A 17,899-nucleotide genomic window follows, 5' to 3' on the forward strand; every position below is an offset into this window, starting at 1 on the left:
GGCTCCGGCTGCGGTGATGGACGCCTCTTCGGCAAGAGCGGGGCCCCTACCCCGATTGCCTCAGAGGCGTCCATCACCTCCGCCTCCGCCGCGACCTCCGTTCTCATCCGGAAAAGAAACAAAGGAAAAGGTATGGCCAGCGAACGTCAGGCACGCCTCGCGGACCGCATCCGCGTGCTCATCGCGGAGCGGCTCGAAAAAGGGCTCCGCGACCCGCGGCTCGGGTTCGTCACGATCACCGATGTGCGAGTGACCGGCGACCTGCAGCACGCGTCGGTCTTCTACACGGTGCTCGGCACCGAACAGGAGCGGAACGACTCCGCTGCGGCGCTGACCGCCGCCACCGGCATGCTCCGAAGCGAGGTCGGCCGTCAGCTGGCGATCCGGCTCACGCCGACGCTCGAGTTCATCGCCGACGGCATCCCGGAGAACGCGGGCCACATCGAGCACCTCCTCCGCGAGGCGCGCGAACGCGACAAGTCCGTTGCAGGGCTCGCCGCATCCGCCGACTACGCGGGAGAAGAAGACCCCTACGTCAAGCCGCGCGAACTCGAAGACTGAGCGACGAACGCGAACGAGAACGGGGATCGGCTGCGGCCGGTCCCCGTTCTTCGTCTCGGCTGAGCATCACCGAGGTGAGCGTGCGTTACCGGGGCAGGCGCAGAATGCCGTCGGATGCCTCGGCCAGGCCATCGGCGATCAGCGAGTCGATCGCCCGATCGCGCTGAGCCGGGTCCGGCCAATCCGCGGCGACCCCGTCGATCGGGGCGGCATGGCCGTTCGCCGTCCGCAGCACCCGCAGGACTGCGCCCCGCGCCTGACGATCGCTGCCCTCGTAGCGTGCCTGTCGGCGGCGCGTGTCTCCCGTGTCGGGATACCCCGCGGCCCGCCACGCGCAGGACTGCGCGATCGGACACTCCGCGCAGCGTGGCGTGCGCGCCGTGCAGATGACGGCCCCGAGCTCCATGGTCGCGGCGTTGAAGGTCGCGGCCTCCGTGCGATTCGTTGGCAGGAGCGCCGCCATCTCGTCGAGGTCCCGGCGCGCCGCCGGACCGGGCTGAGACCGCCCGCCGATCACGCGAGCGATGACCCGCCGGGTGTTCGTATCGACCACGGGGTGGTGGTCGCCGTACGCGAAGACCGCCACCGCGCGCGCTGTGTAGTCGCCGACGCCGGTGAGCGCGAGGAGCGCCTCGACGTCGCGGGGCACGACGTTATCGTGCCGGTCCCGGATCTCGACGGCCGCCCGGTGCAACCAGAGCGCGCGCCGCGGATAGCCGAGGTTCGCCCAGTGCTGCACCGCCTCGGCCGGAGGTGCGCTGGCGAGGTCGGCGGGGGTGGGCCAGCGCGAGAGCCAGGCCTCCAGCAGTGGAACGACGCGGGCGACCGGGGTCTGCTGCAACATGAACTCGCTCACCAGCACACCCCACGCGCCGTACCCGGGTGCCCGCCAGGGCAGCGGCCGCGAGTGAGCACGGAACCAGGCGTTCAACGGGGTGACGAGATCGGACACCCCGACAGCGTATGCGCGCGAAGACGGTCGCCCGGCCGCCGTAGGCTGGGAGGATGCGCGACGAGAAGGCTGCCGCCCCGAACGGGATCCTGCTCGTCGACAAGGACGGCGCGATGACGAGCCATGACGTGGTCTCCCGTGCGCGGCGGGCACTCCAGACGCGGAAGATCGGTCATGCCGGCACGCTCGATCCCATGGCCACGGGCCTGCTCGTGCTGGGCGTTGGGCCCGCGACGCGCCTGCTCACCTACGTCGTCGGCCTCGACAAGACCTACTCGGCGACCATCCGGCTGGGGGTCTCGACCGACAGTGACGACGCCGACGGCGAGGAAACCTCGCGCGCGGATCCGCAGCGTCTGGGTGCGGTGACGGATGCGGAGATCGCCGACCGCATCCGGCCCCTGACGGGTGAGATCGACCAGGTGCCGAGCACCGTGTCGGCGATCAAGGTCGCGGGGCGCCGCGCCTACGACCTCGCGCGGGCGGGGGAGGCGGTCGAGCTGACCGCGCGCCGCGTCACCGTGGCGCGCTTCGATGTGCTCGAAACGCGCCGGAGCGCGGACGCGATCGACCTGGACGTGGTCGTGGACTGCACGAGCGGCACCTACATCCGGGCGCTCGCACGCGACCTGGGTGCAGCGCTCGGGACCGGCGGCCACCTCACCGCCCTGCGGCGCACGCGGATCGGTGCATTCGATGTGGCGCACGCGGCGGCCGTGTCTGCGATCGCGGAGGGCGAGATGCTCGATCCCGTCGCGGCCGCGTCGCAGGTGATGCCTCGCCTCGACGTCACGGCGGACGATGCCCGAGACCTGCGTCACGGCAAGCGTCTGATCGGGGCGGCCGCGCGGCTGGGCGGACCGCGCGCGGCAGCGGTCGATCCGGAGGGGCGCCTCATCGGCGTCCTCGAACGTCGCGGCGCTGATCTGAAGAGCGCCATGAACATGCCGGAGGAGCGCGCATGATCCTGTGGTTCACCCTCGTGCAGGTCGCGGTCGCGGTCGGGGCAGGTGTGCTCTGCATCGTGCTCGGCCTCGCCGGGCGTCGACCGAGCGACCTGAGCGTCGGATCTCTCGCACTCGTCGAGGTTCTCCTCATCGCCCAGGTCGTGACGGCACTGATCGCTCCCGCGGTCGGCAACGCGGCCAGCGGCAGTCTGCTCGAGTACTGGGTCTACCTGGTGTCGGCCGTGCTGCTGCCGCCCGCCGGCGTCGCATGGGCGCTGCTGGAGCGGAGCCGGTGGAGCACCGTCATCATGGGGATCGCCGCCCTCGCCGTCGCGGTCATGACGTGGCGCATGCACGTCATCTGGACGGTTCAGCTGACCTGAGCGCCGCGATCGTCGACGGTTCGAGAGGCGCACGGTCGCCGCCGAACTAGGATGGATGCGACATGTCACAGCCCGTTCCCCGCCGCCGCATGAGCGGCATCGGCCGCGTTCTCGTCGTCGTCTACGCGATCATGGCCCTCGCCGCCACCGGCCGCTCCTTCGTGCAGATCGTGCGCGAGTTCGACGAAGCGCCCGTCGCCTACACCCTCTCCGCCGTCGCGGCGGTGGTCTACATCGTGGCCACCCTGGCGCTCGTCTTCGCCGGCCGCACGATCTGGTACCGCATCGCCTGGGCCGCCATCGGGTTCGAGCTGGTCGGCGTCCTCGTGGTCGGCACCCTGAGCCTGCTCGATCCGGCGCTGTTCCAGCATCCGACGGTCTGGTCGCTCTACGGCATCGGCTACCTCTTCATCCCGCTCATCCTGCCGTTCTTCGGACTCTGGTGGCTGTGGACGCACCGGATCGCCGCCCTCGCGGGGTCACCGCGATGATGGTCTTCCGCTCGCCCGACGACGTTCCCGCGGGGTTCGGGCCGTCGGTCGTCGCGATCGGCAAGTTCGACGGCGTGCACGCCGGTCATCGCGCGATCCTCGAACGAGCGAAGGTCGACGCAGCAACGCGCGGCGCGAAGGTCGTCGCCGTGACGTTCGATCGCAATCCGCTCGCGCTGCTGCGCCCCGACCGCTGTCCGACGGATCTCGTGAGCCTCCCGCAGAAGCTGCGGCTCCTGGCCGAGACCGGCATCGACGCGACCCTGGTGCTCACCTTCGACGAGCAGCTCTCCGCGCTCGCTCCGCGCGACTTCGTGGTCGACACGCTCGTGCGTCCGCTGGCCGTGTCGACCGTGCTCGTCGGCGCGGACTTCCGGTTCGGGCGCGGCGGAGCCGGCACACCCGACACCCTCCGAGAGCTGGGCGACGAGTTCGGGTTCCGTGTCGATGTCATCGACGAGGTACGCGGCATCCACGAGGGGCGCCGCGTGTCCTCGACCTGGGTACGCGAGCTGCTCGCGGCGGGCGACGTCGCATCGGCGTCGAAGCTCCTCGGCCGGCCCACATCGGTGTGGGGAGAGGTCGTGCACGGGCTCAAGCGCGGGCGCGAGCTCGGGTTCCCGACGGCCAATCTCTCGCCCGCGCTGGAGGGCTTCGTACCGGCCGACGGGGTCTACGCCGGATGGCTCGTGGATGAGGCGCCGGGGCTCCGCTCCGGCATCCGCTACCCGGCGGCCATCTCGGTCGGAACCAACCCCACCTTCGACGACGTCGCCGTCCGACAGGTCGAGGCCTACGTGCTGGACGAGACCGATCTCGACCTGTACGGCCACGAGGTCGAAGTGCAGTTCGTGCGCCGGGTGCGGGGCATGGTCGCGTTCGCCGACATCGAATCGCTCATGGTTCGGATGGCCGAAGACGTCGACGAGGTCCGCGCGATCCTCAGCCGCGCGTAGGCAGGCCGCCGGTCGGTTCCGCGGGCGCTCGGTCGCTCAGCTCTGAGCGGGCGCGGGGGAGGCGGATGCGGTGGTGTTGCGGATGCCGAAGAAGGATGCCACGGCACCCGCCGCCATCAGGGCGGCCGTGACGATGGCGACCGCGTGGAAGCCGTCCAGATCCAGATCCCCGGCGACGACGACGCCGAGCAGCGCCACGGCGACGAGACCTGCGACACGGGAGACCGCGTTGTTGACGGCCGATGCGATGCCGCTCCGGTCCGTCGGCACGGCCCCGAGTACGGCCGCCGTGAGGGGCGCCACCGTCAGGGTGAGTCCGGCGCCGAAGAGCAGGATTCCGGGGAGCACCTGCGTGAGGTAGTTGAAGTCCTCGCCCACGAAGAGGAAGTACAGCATTCCCATCGACATGATCACGGGCCCGAGCGTCATGAAGAGGCGAGGACCGAAGCGGCCGGCGAGGCCGCCGATCCGGGAGCTGAACAGGATCATGAGCAGGGTGGCCGGCAGGCTCGCGAGCCCGGACTCCGTGGCGGAGAGCCCGGCACCCTCCTGGAGGTAGAGGGCGAGCACGAGTCCGTTGAGCGACAGCGCACCGTAGACGAAGAACGTCGTCAGGTTTCCGGCCCAGAAGTTTCGCGCACGGAACAGCGAGAGCGGCATGAGGGGCGACGCGGCGACTCGCTGCCGGAACACGAACCCGATCAGTGCGGCGATACCGATGACCGCGGTGAGCCAGACGGCGGGGGAGGACCAGCCGAGCCGCGGCTGCTCGATGAGTGCGAAGACCGTTCCGCCGAGCCCGAGCGTGCAGAGCGCGGCGCCCGGGATGTCGATCCGGGCTCCCGGGACGCGCTCGTCGCGAAGGCCCCCGCGCGCGAGCAGGACGAGCGTCAGCGCGATCGGCAGAGCGTTGATCACGAACACCCAGCGCCAGGAGAGCAGATCTACGAAGAGTCCGCCCGCGACGGGGCCGACCAGGGTCGCGACGGTGGTCGCCCCGGTCCAGATGCCGATCGCGCGGGCGCGGGCCGCATCCTGGAACTGGGCGGTGATGAGCGCCAGCGAACTCGGAACGAGCAGTGCCCCGCCGATGCCCTGCACACCGCGGAGCAGATTCAGGGTCAGCGGATCGGAGCTCGCCGCGATGGCGAGAGAGGCGACGCCGAACAGCACCAGCCCGACCCGCAGGATGCGGACGCGACCGAAGACGTCGCTGAGGGAACCGGCGACGAGAATGAATGCGCCGAGGGTCAGGAGATACGCGTCGACGACCCATTGCTGCGTTGCCAGGCCGCCGCCGACATCGCGTTCGATGGCGGGAAGAGCGACGTTCACTACCGTGGCATCGAGGAACGAGACGAACGAGGCGAGGATGGCGACCGTCAGCACGACGCGGTCGGTGCGGCGTGCGGTGTCCATGTCTGCACGCTATCCCTGCCCGTCGACATTCGTTCGGTCGACAGCCTGCGGAATACCCCAGGGGGGTATACGGTTGGGGATAGCAGAACGAAGGAGATGTCGATGAGCGAACACCCGATGGGCGGCCGAGAGGCGGTCCTCGAGATCCAGGGCATGACGTGCGCGAGCTGTGTGGCGCGTGTCGAGAAGCGGCTGCAGGCCGTTGACGGCGTCTCGGCAGCGGTGAACCTCGCCACCGAGACCGCTCGGGTGTCGTTCCCCGACGACGTAGAACCTGCCCGGCTCGTCTCCGCGGTCGCCGAGGCCGGATACACCGCGCGGGTGCGATCGGCGACGCCGCCGGCGCACGACCACAGCGACCACGGCGCCCATGACCACAGCGCTCATGACCACAGCGCTCATGACCACAGCGCTCACGAGCACGCGGTGCGGGCCGATGATGACGGCCAGCACGACCACGGCGGTCACGTGCACGATGTCGAGGATGCGCCCGGAACGACGAGTCTGCGGACGCGTCTGATCGTGAGTATCGTCCTCGCCGTGCCGGTCGTCGCGCTCGGGATGGTGCCGGCCTGGCAGTTCGCAGGATGGCAGTGGGTGTCGCTCGTGCTCACCGCTCCGATCGTCGCGTGGGGCGGGTGGCCGTTCCATCGCGCCACGTTCGCGAATCTCCGCCACGGCGCGCTGACCATGGACACCCTCATCACCCTCGGAACCGGCGCGGCATTCGGCTGGAGCCTGTGGGCGCTCCTCTTCGGTTCGGCCGGAACGATCGGGGTGACCCACGAGGTCGCCCTGTTCGGCCGGGTGCACGATGCGACGTCCCTCGTCTACTTCGAAGTGGCGGCGGCCGTCACCGTCTTCCTCCTGCTCGGCCGCTTCATCGAGCAGCGTTCCCGGCGCCGCGCCGGCGCCGCGCTGCGTGCCCTCGGCGAGCTCGTCGCGACCGAGGTGCTGCGCGCCGACGGTCGCGTCGTGCCGCTGGCCGAGCTGCGCGTCGGCGATGAGTTCGTCGCGCGTCCGGGGGAGGCGATCGCCACCGACGGCGTCGTCATCGAGGGGCGCGCGGCCGTCGACGAGAGCATGCTGACGGGTGAGTCCGTGCCCGCGCAGGCGAGCCCGGGGTCCACCGTGACCGGCGGCACGATCGCCCGCGACGGCGCGATCACGGTGCGAGCGACCGCCGTCGGGGCGGACACCCGTCTCGCGGCGATCGCGCGTCTGGTCGAGAACGCCCAGCTCGGCAAGAGTCGCGTGCAGCGGCTCGCCGATCGAATCTCCGGCGTCTTCGTGCCGATCGTCATCGCGCTGGCCGTCCTGACGTTCGTCGGGTGGATGGCTCTCGGCTTCTCGCCGGCCGACGGATTCACCGCCGCGGTCGCGGTGCTCATCATCGCCTGCCCGTGCGCCCTGGGCCTGGCCACCCCGATCGCCGTTCTGGTCGGCACGGGGCGCGGTGCGCAGCTCGGCGTCCTGATCACCGGACCCGACGCGCTCGAGAACGCGGACCGCATCGACACGGTCGTCTTCGACAAGACGGGAACCCTCACCGAGGGCCGGATGGCGCTCGCCGCGGTTGTGACGGCGCCGGGCGGAGACGAGCAGCAGGCACGCCGGATCGTCGGAGCGCTGGAGGCGCGGTCCGAACATCCGGTCGCCCGTGCCCTCGCCGTCGCCGACGCTCCGCGCGTCGAGGACTTCCGCGCGGAGCCCGGACGGGGCGTCACCGGCGTGGTGGAGGGGCGCCGCGCGTTCGCGGGAAACCTCGCCTTCGCGACGGCGCAGGGTGTGATCCTGCCGTTCGCGTTGACCGCCGCTCTCCGCGATCACGCGGCCGACGGCACCGCCGTCATCGCGGGCTGGGACGCCGCCGACGAGCCGATGCGTGCCCGGGCCGTGTTCATCGTCTCCGACACTCTGCGACCGGATGCGGCGGATGCGGTCGCCGGCCTCCGGGCCGCCGGCATCCGGGTGCGTCTGGTCACCGGCGACACCGCGTCGATCGCCGAGCGCATCGCCGCCGAGGCGGGAATCGACGAGGTCGTCGCCGGCGTCACCCCCGAAGGGAAGGTGGCCGAGATCGAGAGGCTCCGCGGCGTGGGCCGCCGGGTCGCGATGATCGGCGACGGCGTCAACGACTCCGCGGCGCTGGCGACCGCGGATCTCGGGATCGCGATGGGTGGGGGAACGGATGCGGCGCGCCACGCGAGCGACATCACCCTGACGGGGTCCCGGCCCGGCCAGGCGGTCGTCGCGGTGCGGCTCAGCCGCCGCGTCATGCGCACGATCCGGCAGAACCTGTTCTGGGCCTTCGCTTACAACGTCGCGGCGTTGCCGCTGGCCGCGCTGGGGCTTCTGAACCCGATGATCGCGGGCGCGGCGATGGCGTTCTCGAGCGTGTTCGTGGTGCTGAACAGCCTGCGGTTGCGGCGCGCGGGCTGACGCCGCGCGCCTGGCTCGCCACGTCGGGGGCGGCGGTTAGGGTCGGATCACACCGACTTCCGGAGGCATCCGTGACGACCTTCCGTCCCCGAACCCGCACCCTGCTGGCCGTGACCGCGGTCGCCGCCGCGGCCTTCGCGCTCGCAGCCTGCGTGCCCGAACCGTCGGCGACCACCGCGACCCCGACGAGCTCGCCGAGTTCGTCGGCGACGAGCACGCCGGCGGAGACACCCGAACCGTCCGCGCCCGCGAGCGACCGCCCGCAGGCACTCGAGATCTCCCTGCCGGGTTCCTGTGACGCGCTGTACTCCGATGCCATGCGCGCCACGCTCGACGCCGACGTCCCGCCGCTGAACGACTCCGCGGTCACGTTCGCGTCGACGCGGATCGAGGCGGCGGGCGGTCTGATCGACTCGGGCGTCCCCACCCTGCACTGCACGTGGGGAACCGGCGGCGCGAGCAGCCTGTCGACCACGGTGACGATCCTCGCGTCCGAGGACGTGCCGCGTGTGCAGGATCTGCTGGCCACGAACGGTTTGCCGTGCACCGATGTCGACGGCGGTATTCTCTGCTCTTCGGCCGCCGCCGGGTCGCAGTCCGCAGCCGAGGGCGAAGCCCACTTCCTGCGCGGCAACGGCTGGGTGTCGACGGCCTGGGTGGGCCTGCCGCCGCAGGGATACACGGAAGACATCGCCGCGACGCTCTGGGGATGACTCGTGCCGCCACGGGGCGGGGAATGGCGTAAACTGCACTCGATCGTTCCGGTCGTGCATCGTGTCGCACGCAAATCGATCTCCCCGCGTCCGTTCCGGCACCGAGCCGCCCGCGGGACTCTGACCACCGGTCGCTGGTCCGTTCGGACCCGACGCTCAGGAGGAGCATGCCGACTACGGCTTCCGCCGCGCACTCCGCGCAGCGACGCAGGAAGACCTCGTCCCCCCGCCGTGACGAGGATGCACCCGTCATCCCGATCCTCGCCCGCAAGGTGCGCGAGGTCGAGGCGAAGTCGCAGCGCGGCAAGCTCGGCCCCACCAACCGGGTGAAGTTCCAGGTGATCGCCTTCCTCGTACGCGAGGAGCGCGCGCGGGTGAAGTCCGACACCGAGCTCACCGACGGCGTCCGCGCCGAGCTGCTCAAGCGGCTCGACGGTGTCGCGACGATCCTCGCCAAGACGGCGGCGCGCGACACCTCGCTCATCCAGCTGCTCGAGGTCGATCAGGCGACGTCGCCCGTGGCCAAGCGGATGCGCCGGGACTGGCTGATCGAATCGGGTGCCGAGCTGGCGCCGGACGAGCTCATCATCACGGATGCGGCTCCCGCCGCCGCGCCGGTCGTCTCTGCTTCCAGCTCCGCACGTCAGGTGATCCCGCCGCAGTTCGAGGCGCGTCAGCTGTCGAACCCGTTCCTCGCGCCCGACCTCAGCCCGCACGCTCCCGCTCAGACACCGCGGCGTCGGCTCGACGGTTGGGAGCTGATGGGGCCCCTGTACAAAGCGTTCGAGACCGGTGCCGGCGGAGGCGCAGCCACGATGGAGCTGCCGCCCGTCCCCGAGTACGACCGGCTCTCGCCCAAGGGGCTCGAGGTCATGCCGCACCAGTCGCGGTTCCTCGAAGCCGTTCGCGAGGGGCACCGGAGCTTCCTGCTCGCCGATGAGCCGGGCCTCGGAAAGACCGCGGAGTCGGTGCTGGCCGCATCCGTTGCCGGGGCCTACCCGCTTCTGGTCGTCGTGCCGAACGTCGTGAAGATGAACTGGGCGCGCGAGGTCGAGCGGTGGACTCCCCAGCGACGTGCCACGGTCATCCAGGGCGACGGCGAGAACATCGACGCATTCGCCGACGTGTTCATCGTGAACTACGAGGTCCTCGACCGGCATTTGACCTGGCTGAGCTCACTCGGGCTGCGCGGAATGGTCGTCGACGAGGCGCACTTCATCAAGAACCTCACCTCGCAGCGATCGCGCAACGTGCTGGCGCTGGCGGCGCAGATCCGCGACCGCCTGCGGAACCCGCTGCTGCTCGCGCTGACCGGGACGCCGCTGATCAACGACGTCGAGGACTTCGACGCGATCTGGCGCTTCCTCGGCTGGACGAACGGCGAGAAGCCCGGTCTCGAGCTGATGGAGAAGCTCGACGCGACCGGACTCACGCCGGCCGACAAGTCGTTCTACCCCGAAGCACGCAGCGCGGTCATCTCGATGGGAATCGTGCGACGTCGCAAGACCGACGTCGCCGCCGACCTGCCCGATAAGCTCATCGCCGACCTTCCGGTGGAGCTCGACGACGAGTTCGGTCGATCGATCCGCCAGGCCGAGCGGGAGCTCGGCGACCGGCTGGCCGCGAAGTACCGCCGCATCCTCGAGGCCCGCGGCGACCGCGGGCTCGCTGCCGGCGAGCTCGACGAAGACATCGTGCGCCTCGTTTCGCAGCACGAACTCGACGAGTCCAAGAGCGCCGCATCCGGAAGCGAGAACGTCTTCTCAATGGTGCGACGCATCGGTCAGGCGAAGGCGCACCTCGCCGCCGACTACGCCGTGCAGCTGCAGCGCTCGGTGGGCAAGGTCGTCTTCTTCGCCAAGCACATCGACGTCATGGATGCTGCGGAGGCGCACTTCGCCGCATCCGGGCTGAAGACCGTTTCGCTGCGCGGAGACCAGACGACGGCGGTCAGGCAGGACGCGATCGACGCGTTCAATTCGGATCCCAGCGTGGCGATCGCGGTGTGCTCGCTCACGGCGGCCGGTGTCGGAGTCAACATGCAAGCGGCGTCGAACGTGGTCCTCGCGGAACTCTCCTGGACGGCTGCCGAGCAGACCCAGGCCATCGACCGCGTGCACCGCATCGGTCAGGGTGAGCCGGTGACCGCGTGGCGCATCATCGCCGCGCACACGATCGACACGAAGATCGCGGAGCTCATCGACGCGAAGCAGGGACTCTCGCTGCGCGCGCTGGACGGTCAGGTCGTCGAACCGGGCACGAGCGATTCCGTGCAACTGTCGGCGCTCATGCACCTCACCCGCGTCGCCCTCGGCGGCTGATCCGACGCCCTCCCGGTATTTCTTCCGGGAGGGTCCGGGTGCGCCGGAGCGCTCCGGCGCGATAGTGTCGGGGAGGCAGCGTCGCCCCATTCCACGGAGAAGCTACACCCGGAAGCAGGGACTCCAGCATGAAGATCGGCATCCTCACCAGCGGCGGCGACTGCCCCGGACTCAACGCGGTCATCCGCGGTGTGATCCTCAAGGGCACGACCACCTACGACCTCGAATTCGTGGGCATCCGCGACGGATGGCGCGGTCTCGTCGACGCCGACTTCTTCCCGCTCACCCGGCACGAGGTGAAGGGTCTGTCGAAGGTCGGCGGCACGATCCTCGGCACCAGCCGCACGAACCCCTACGAGGGTCCCCGCGGCGGCGCCGAGAACATCGCGAAGACCCTCGAACGGCACCGGATCGACGGCATCATCGCGATCGGCGGTGAGGGCACCCTCGCGGCGGCCAACCGTCTCGCGAACGACGGCATCAACGTGCTCGGTGTGCCGAAGACGATCGACAACGATCTGCGCGCGACCGACTACTCCTTTGGGTTCGACACCGCGGTGAACATCGCGACCGACGCGATGGACCGGCTCCGCACGACCGGAGACTCGCACCAGCGCTGCATGGTCGCCGAGGTCATGGGCCGCCACGTCGGCTGGATCGCGCTGCACGCGGGCGTCGCCGCCGGCGCGCACGTGATCTGCATCCCCGAGGTGCCGATGTCGATCGACGAGATCGTCTCGCAGGTCTCCCGCGCGCACGATCGTGGCCGCGCACCGCTCGTCGTGGTCTCGGAGGGCTTCACGCTCACCGGCATGGACGAGGCGTTCAGCGACAAGGGTCTGGATGCGTTCAACCGCCCGCGTCTGGGCGGCATCAGCGAGGTGCTGGCGCCCGAGATCGAGCGGATCACCGGCATCGAGACGCGCGCGACCGTCCTCGGTCACATCCAGCGCGGCGGTTCGCCGTCCGGCTTCGACCGCGTGCTCGCCACCCGGCTCGGGCTGCACGCCGCGGACGCGGTCATCGAGGGCGCGTGGGGTCAGATGGTGGCCATGCGCGGCACCGACATCGTGCGGGTGCCGTTCGCAGAAGCGCTCGGCGAGCTCAACACCGTGCCGCTGTACCGCTACGAAGAAGCCGCGGCCCTCTTCGGCTGAGCCCCGCCGCCCGCCGGCGCTGGCGGCATCCGCCGGACGCATCCGCATCTGCCGGGCGCATCCGCCGGCCGCATTCGCCGGGCGCGTCCACCGGCCGCATCCGCATTCCGCATCCGCATCTGCCGTGCGCATCCGCCGGCCGCATCCGTATCTGCCGTGCGCATCCGCCGGCCGCATCCGCATCCGGCTCTGTTGCTGCTGCCGCGTGCTGACGCTTCCCCTCCAGCGGTGGCATGTCCCACTTTTCGCTGTTCATGTCCCACTTCTTGCGGCTAAGTGACCGTCATAGCGGCAAAAAGTGGGACACGGATGCAGAAGACTCCGTGGTTTGACTGATCCTCCACAGTCGAACCGGTCGCTGAATCCGTCCCGGATCTGCCTCGCGCGCGCGGCCGGAGATCCCACATCGGGCACGGTGTGTCGATGCGCACTCCGGAAGAGCTGCCGTCCGACCTGCCGTCGTACTTCTCCGTCACCGATGCGCGGGAACGCGGGCTCGGGTGGGCGCGGGTGCGGCGGAGCGACCTCCGAGCGCCCTACTCGGGCATCCGCGCACGGATCGTCGACCCTGTGGGAACCTCGCTTTCCGAGCGATGCGCCGAGTATGCCCCGCGCCTCGCGGACTGGCAGTTCTTCAGCCATGAAACGGCGCTGGGTTTATACGGTGCGCCGATGCCGGAGTGGCCGTACCGCCCCGAGCTGCACGTCTCGGCACACCGACCGACCCGAGAGCCCCGGGTGCCCGGCATCCGCGGCCATCGGCTTCAATTGCGCGAGCCGGCCACTCAGGCAGGCATCAGAGGCCTCCCCGTCGAACACCCCGTTCGCGCCTGGCGCCAGGCCGGTACGACGTGGCGGCTCGATGACTTGATCGCCGCCGGAGACTATCTGGTGTCCGGCGCTCGTCCCCTGGCTTCTATCGCAGAGCTCGCCGAGGAGATCGAGGTCATGGGGGACCTGCGGTCGAGGCTTCTCTCGCGCGCGTTGTCAGAGATCAGGGTCGGGGTGCGGTCAGCGCGTGAGACCAAATTGCGCCTCGTTCTCGTGCGCGGCGGCCTTCCTGTCCCCGAAGTCAATTGGGTGCTCCGCGATCGGGCGGCGCGCGCCGTGGCCGAGCTGGACCTCGCCTTCCCTCGCTGGAGGGTGGCGGCGGAGTACGACGGCCGCGTGCACGAGATGGATTCGTCGCAGTTCGCGAAGGATTCCGACAGATGGGATCGGGTACGCGCCCAAGGCTGGCAGCACGTGAGAGTGATGAATCACCACATGAGCGGCGGCGCACAGCTCGCCGTCGCAAAGGTGCGCCGCGCGCTCGTCGATGCGGGATGGCGCCCCGGGCACTAGTCGGAATGTCTCTGAGCGGAGGAGATCTCGGCCTCACCATGTCCCACTTTTCGCCGCTATGAGCCGCTCATAACGGCAAAAAGTGGGACACGGAGTGCAAAAAGTGGGACATGGGGGGGGGAGAGGCGGATGCAGCGCACCCGCCCGCACCCACCCCCGCCCGCACCCACCCACCCGCCGCGGCGGGCTCAGGCCAGGTCGAGCACGTCCAGCAGCCAGGCCAGCTCGAATGCGCGCTCGCGCCAGGCGTTGTACCGGCCGCTCACGCCGCCGTGACCGGCGACCATCTCGCACTTGAGCAGCGCATCGGCGCCGACGTCGCGCAGGCGGGCGACCCACTTCGCCGGTTCCACGTAGAGGACGCGGGTGTCGTTGAACGAGGTGACGGCCAGGATGCGAGGGTAGGCGACGCCATCGCGCACGTTCTCGTACGGCGAGTACGACTTCATGTACGCGTAGACCTCGGGGTCGTGCAGCGGGTCGCCCCACTCGTCCCATTCGATCACCGTCAGCGGCAGCGACGGATCGAGGATCGTGGTCAGCGCGTCGACGAAGGGGACGTCGGCGACGATCCCGGCGAACAGCTCCGGGGCGAGGTTCGCGACCGCACCCATGAGCAATCCGCCGGCCGATCCGCCCTCCGCGACGAGCGTCGCGGGCGTCGTGTATCCGCCGTCGACGAGGTGCCGTGCGCAGTCGACGAAGTCGGTGAACGTGTTGCGCTTGGCGAGCAGCTTGCCGTCCTCGTACCACTGGCGGCCCATTTCGCCCCCGCCGCGCACGTGAGCGACGGCGAAGACGACACCGCGATCGAGCTCCGACAACCGCGCGATCGAGAAAGCGGGCTCGATCGAGTGCTCGTACGAGCCGTATCCGTAGAGGTGCACGGGCCGGGGGCTCTCGCCCACCTCGCCGAACGAGCGCTTCCAGACGAGCGAGATCGGGATGCGGACGCCGTCGTGGGCGGTGGCCCAGACGCGGGCCTGGGCGTAGTCCGCGGCGTCGTACCCGCCGAGCACCGGCTGCTGCTTGCGCAGCTGCAGGTCTCCCGTGGCGGGGTCGTAGTCGTACACGGTCGAGGGCGTCACGAACGACCCGTAGCCGAGACGCAGGAGGGGCGGAGCCCACTCGGGATTGCCCGCCGTGCCGACCGAGTACAGCGGCTCGTCGAAGGCGATCTCCCGCACGTCGGAGGTCGCGTAGTCCAGCATCCCGATCCGCGCGATGCCGTCGCGACGGTACCCGACGACGCCCCAGTCGCGGAACGTCGAGACGCCGAGCAGGCGCTGACCGGGCTGGTGGGCGATGACGATCTCGCGCGACGCGCGGGGGTCGGATGCCGGAACGCGAACGAGCTCGAAATCGAGGGCCCCGTCGTTGTGCAGGATGTACAGCACGTCCTCGCCGTCCACGATCGCGTGCTCCGAGTCGTACTCCACCCCCTCCTGGCGCGGCCAGACGACGCGGGGCTCGGCCCGCAGATCGTCGGCGGGGACGAGCCATTCCTCCGACGTGATCGACGATCCGAGGCCGATGACGAGGAACCGATCGCTGCGGGTGAAGCCCGCCCCGACCCAGTACTTCTCGTCGGGTTCGTGGAAGAGCTTCTGATCGGATGCGGTGGGTGTGCCGAGTTCGTGCAGCCACACGGTGTCGGGCCGCCACGCGTCGTCGACGGTCGAGTAGACGATGAACCGGCCGTCGGGGGAGAGCGACGCCCCGGCGAACGTCCCATCGATGACGTCGGGGAGGGTTTCACCCGTGTCGAGGTTCCGCACGCGCAGGGTGTACCGCTCGTCGCCGTCGGTGTCGACGCCGTAGAGCAGCAGTCGTGCGTCGTTCGAGACCTCGAACGTGCCGAGGGAGAAGAACTCCTCTCCGTCGGCTTCGAGGTTGCCGTCGAGCAGGACCTGCTCGCCGGGAAGCGTCTCGCCCTCTGTCGGCTCGGGCGGCGTCCAGTTCGTCGGGTCGGCGATGGGGGCGCGGCAGTGGATGCCGTACTGCTGGCCCTCGACCGTGCGCGAGAAGTACCACCAGTCGCCGCGACGGGTCGGCACCGACAGATCGGTCTCGCGGGTGCGGCCCTTGATCTCCTGGAAGATCTGCTCGCGCAGCGGCTCCAGATGCGCGGTGCGTGCGTCGGTGTACGCGTTCTCGGCCTCGAGGTGCGCGGTGACGCGCGCGTCATCCTTGGCCCGCATCCATTCGTACGGATCCGCGAACTCGTCACCGTGGTGACGGCGAGGACGCGGGTCTCGGGCGGCGACGGGCGGACGGGCGGATGCGGCGGTGTCGGTCACCGTTCCACGCTAACGGCGATGACGCCCGCCCGCCCGTCGTTCCGCTCAGGGCGAGCAGGGCCGGCAGGCCGAACAGCGCGAACAGCGCGAGCAGGGCGAGCAGGCCGATCAGGCCGAGCAGACGAGCGCCGTGAGCGGCCGTGCGGGTCAGCGCACGGTGATGAGCGATCGCTGCCAGCCGCTGGAGCCGTTGGGTGCGATGGCGGCACGGTCTTCGACCTGCTGGTTGCCGTCGAGGTCGTATGCGCGGACCGTCACGGTGTAGACCCCTGCGGCCGCCTCCCAGGGCAGCATCCACTGCACCCACGAGTTCGTGCTGACGGGGCTCGACAGGGTCGCTTCCTGCCAGTCGGCGTCGTCGATCTTGACCTCGACCTTGCCGATGCCGATGGGCTGAGCCCAGGCGACGCCGGCGAGGGCGAGGGTTCCGGCGGTCGCGGGCTGGTCGACACGCGGGGTGTCGATGCGCGACGACATCTTGATGGGTGCCTTGTCGCTGTAGCCGCGCGGGGTCCAGTAGGCCTCGTCCCGATCGAACCGGGTGACGGTCAGCTGGGTCAGCCACTTCGTCGCCGACACGTAACCGTAGAGTCCCGGGACCACCATCCGCACGGGGAACCCGTGCTGCAGGGGGAGGGGCTCGCCGTTCATCGCGACGGCGAGAATCGCATCGAGGTTGTCGTCGGTGAGGGACTCGAGCGGCGTGCTCGCGGTGAAGCCGTCGAAGCTCCGCGAGAGCACCATGTCGGCGTCGGATGCGGGGCCGGCGAGCGCGAGCAGATCACGTACCGGGATGCCCTGCCAGATCGCGTTGCCGACCAGGCCGCCGCCGACCTCGTTGGAGACGCAGGTGAGGGTGACGGAGTACTCGTCGAGGCCACGGGCGACGAGATCGTCGAACGAGAGCTCGATGCGCTGGTCCACCATCCCGTCGATCACGAGGCGCCAGGTCGACGGGTCGATCTGCGGCACCGTCAGCGCGGTGTCGACGCGGTAGAAGTCCGCGTTGGGCGTGTACAGCGGCGATATCCCGGGAACATCGAGTTCGGCGCCGGCGGGGATCGTGACCCGTGACCGCGGCGACGGCAGCCGGAGCGCGTCGCGGATGGAGGCGATCGACGAAGTGGCCCCGTTGATGATGCGGGAGCCGGTGCCCACCACCGCCGCGGCGACCGTGCTGACCAGGGCGAGCGTGAGGAAGGCGCGACGACCCGGCAGTGCGCCCGGCGCGGTTCCGGATGCGGCGTCGCCTGCGGTTGCGGGAGTGGTCGCCGCCGTGCGCGCCACCCGGGCATCCCGCCAGCGGCGGAGCGCCCGAACGAGGAAGCGCAGCAGGACGACGGCCGCGATCCCGCCCGTGAGAGCGGGGAGGGCGTTCAGCGGGCCGGCCGCAGCACGGGTGACGAGGGCGGCCGCGGTGGCGATCGTGACCGCACCGAACAGCACGACACCGAGCGGCGGCTTGAGGTACTCGAGGGTGCCGGCGATGGCCGCGCCGATCACGGCGGCGAGGCCGAGGCTGGCGAGCAGCACGATCTTGTCGGACTCGCCGAACGTCGCGATCGCGAACTCCTTGACCGGCTGCGGGACGATGTCGATCACGAACGCCCCGACCGCCTCCAGCGGGCTCGCGCCGCGGACGGCGATGAGCGCGGTGAGTTCGGCAACGGCCAAGAACATGGCGGCCGAGATGACGCCCGACAGGGCGCTCCACAACAGCCAGCGCGCTTTCGGAGTGGCGCTCATGGGTATCTCCTCCTGCGCGAACGGACGCTCGGGCACTAGTTGTTCGGCGCGGACACGGTATTGGATGGCGGCGAGTTGACCCGAGCGCGGCCCGGTGTCAGGATTTCGGGTGGCCCGGTAAACGGATGCTGAACCACAGGTGAACTCTTCGTTCGCGCCGCCGATCG

At 70.2% G+C, this 17,899-nt stretch carries 14 protein-coding genes; 10 read left to right on the forward strand and 4 right to left on the reverse strand.

The window, feature by feature from the left end; all coding sequences use genetic code 11:
• The first annotated feature begins 132 nt into the window (after positions 1-132).
• On the forward strand, positions 133-561 hold the full coding sequence (rbfA, locus tag LQ938_RS04920; protein WP_223723380.1) for a 30S ribosome-binding factor RbfA: 429 nt from the start codon (positions 133-135) through the stop codon (positions 559-561).
• Between the two features lie 85 nt (positions 562-646).
• Here the strand turns inward: rbfA and LQ938_RS04925 are convergent, their stop codons facing one another.
• Positions 647-1,513 (reverse strand): A/G-specific adenine glycosylase, encoded by an 867-nt coding sequence (locus tag LQ938_RS04925; protein ID WP_223723381.1) that lies wholly within the window; start codon positions 1,511-1,513, stop codon positions 647-649.
• A gap of 53 nt (positions 1,514-1,566) precedes the next feature.
• Between LQ938_RS04925 and truB the strand changes: the two genes are divergently transcribed.
• The 4 genes from truB to LQ938_RS04945 all read left to right on the forward strand — a co-directional run bounded on the left by truB (position 1,567) and on the right by LQ938_RS04945 (position 4,290).
• Complete coding sequence (truB, locus tag LQ938_RS04930) at positions 1,567-2,478, forward strand: tRNA pseudouridine(55) synthase TruB (RefSeq protein ID WP_223723382.1); 912 nt, start codon at positions 1,567-1,569, stop codon at positions 2,476-2,478.
• Positions 2,475-2,843 carry a hypothetical protein gene (locus LQ938_RS04935; protein ID WP_223723383.1) on the forward strand — a complete coding sequence of 123 codons (369 nt, stop codon included), beginning with the start codon at positions 2,475-2,477 and terminating at the stop codon, positions 2,841-2,843. The genes truB and LQ938_RS04935 overlap by 4 nt, the downstream gene beginning before the upstream one ends.
• A 62-nt stretch (positions 2,844-2,905) precedes the next feature.
• Positions 2,906-3,334, forward strand: a complete 429-nt coding sequence (locus LQ938_RS04940) for a hypothetical protein (protein WP_223723384.1) — start codon at positions 2,906-2,908, stop codon at positions 3,332-3,334.
• The gene (locus LQ938_RS04945; RefSeq protein ID WP_223723490.1) at positions 3,331-4,290 is read left to right on the forward strand and encodes a bifunctional riboflavin kinase/FAD synthetase; all 960 of its coding nucleotides are present in this window, start codon (positions 3,331-3,333) and stop codon (positions 4,288-4,290) included. Before LQ938_RS04940 ends, LQ938_RS04945 begins: the two co-directional genes overlap by 4 nt.
• Positions 4,291-4,326: 36 nt before the next feature.
• On the opposite strand, the gene LQ938_RS04950 is transcribed toward LQ938_RS04945, so the two are convergent.
• On the reverse strand, positions 4,327-5,709 hold the full coding sequence (locus tag LQ938_RS04950) for an MFS transporter (RefSeq protein WP_223723385.1): 1,383 nt from the start codon (positions 5,707-5,709) through the stop codon (positions 4,327-4,329).
• Positions 5,710-5,811: 102 nt separating this feature from the next.
• On the opposite strand from LQ938_RS04950, the gene LQ938_RS04955 reads away from it, so the two are divergent.
• From LQ938_RS04955 to LQ938_RS04975, 5 genes are all read left to right on the forward strand, one after another.
• Positions 5,812-8,151, forward strand: coding sequence for a heavy metal translocating P-type ATPase (locus LQ938_RS04955; protein ID WP_223723386.1), 2,340 nt, complete (start codon positions 5,812-5,814; stop codon positions 8,149-8,151).
• A 71-nt stretch (positions 8,152-8,222) separates the two neighbouring features.
• Positions 8,223-8,864 (forward strand): hypothetical protein, encoded by a 642-nt coding sequence (locus LQ938_RS04960; protein WP_223723387.1) that lies wholly within the window; start codon positions 8,223-8,225, stop codon positions 8,862-8,864.
• Between the two features lie 167 nt (positions 8,865-9,031).
• Entirely contained in the window at positions 9,032-11,185 is a 2,154-nt protein-coding gene (locus tag LQ938_RS04965; protein WP_223723388.1) for a DEAD/DEAH box helicase, read from the forward strand.
• 128 nt (positions 11,186-11,313) lie between these two features.
• Positions 11,314-12,342 carry a 6-phosphofructokinase gene (locus LQ938_RS04970; RefSeq protein ID WP_223723389.1) on the forward strand — a complete coding sequence of 343 codons (1,029 nt, stop codon included), beginning with the start codon at positions 11,314-11,316 and terminating at the stop codon, positions 12,340-12,342.
• A 423-nt stretch (positions 12,343-12,765) separates the two neighbouring features.
• The gene (locus LQ938_RS04975) at positions 12,766-13,686 is read left to right on the forward strand and encodes a hypothetical protein (protein WP_223723390.1); all 921 of its coding nucleotides are present in this window, start codon (positions 12,766-12,768) and stop codon (positions 13,684-13,686) included.
• Positions 13,687-13,874: 188 nt separating this feature from the next.
• On the opposite strand, the gene LQ938_RS04980 is transcribed toward LQ938_RS04975, so the two are convergent.
• Together LQ938_RS04980 and LQ938_RS04985 are read right to left on the reverse strand one after the other, a co-directional pair.
• Positions 13,875-15,986, reverse strand: coding sequence for a S9 family peptidase (locus LQ938_RS04980; protein WP_223723391.1), 2,112 nt, complete (start codon positions 15,984-15,986; stop codon positions 13,875-13,877).
• Between the two features lie 147 nt (positions 15,987-16,133).
• Positions 16,134-17,732, reverse strand: a complete 1,599-nt coding sequence (locus LQ938_RS04985) for a molybdopterin-dependent oxidoreductase (protein WP_223723392.1) — start codon at positions 17,730-17,732, stop codon at positions 16,134-16,136.
• Positions 17,733-17,899 lie beyond the last annotated feature (167 nt).

Origin of the sequence: Microbacterium sp. cx-55 (genome assembly GCF_021117345.1) — a bacterium.
Classification (GTDB): domain Bacteria; phylum Actinomycetota; class Actinomycetes; order Actinomycetales; family Microbacteriaceae; genus Microbacterium.

Excerpts from the sequence above, each read along its gene's own strand:
- rbfA (WP_223723380.1), top strand. The coding sequence starts at position 133 with ATGGCCAGCGAACGTCAGGCACGCCTCGCGGACCGCATCCGCGTGCTC.
- truB (WP_223723382.1), top strand. The coding sequence starts at position 1,567 with ATGCGCGACGAGAAGGCTGCCGCCCCGAACGGGATCCTGCTCGTCGAC.
- LQ938_RS04935 (WP_223723383.1), top strand. The coding sequence starts at position 2,475 with ATGATCCTGTGGTTCACCCTCGTGCAGGTCGCGGTCGCGGTCGGGGCA.
- LQ938_RS04940 (WP_223723384.1), top strand. The coding sequence starts at position 2,906 with ATGTCACAGCCCGTTCCCCGCCGCCGCATGAGCGGCATCGGCCGCGTT.
- LQ938_RS04945 (WP_223723490.1), top strand. The coding sequence starts at position 3,331 with ATGATGGTCTTCCGCTCGCCCGACGACGTTCCCGCGGGGTTCGGGCCG.
- LQ938_RS04950 (WP_223723385.1), bottom strand. The coding sequence starts at position 5,709 with ATGGACACCGCACGCCGCACCGACCGCGTCGTGCTGACGGTCGCCATC.
- LQ938_RS04955 (WP_223723386.1), top strand. The coding sequence starts at position 5,812 with ATGAGCGAACACCCGATGGGCGGCCGAGAGGCGGTCCTCGAGATCCAG.
- LQ938_RS04965 (WP_223723388.1), top strand. The coding sequence starts at position 9,032 with ATGCCGACTACGGCTTCCGCCGCGCACTCCGCGCAGCGACGCAGGAAG.
- LQ938_RS04970 (WP_223723389.1), top strand. The coding sequence starts at position 11,314 with ATGAAGATCGGCATCCTCACCAGCGGCGGCGACTGCCCCGGACTCAAC.
- LQ938_RS04975 (WP_223723390.1), top strand. The coding sequence starts at position 12,766 with ATGCGCACTCCGGAAGAGCTGCCGTCCGACCTGCCGTCGTACTTCTCC.
- LQ938_RS04985 (WP_223723392.1), bottom strand. The coding sequence starts at position 17,732 with ATGAGCGCCACTCCGAAAGCGCGCTGGCTGTTGTGGAGCGCCCTGTCG.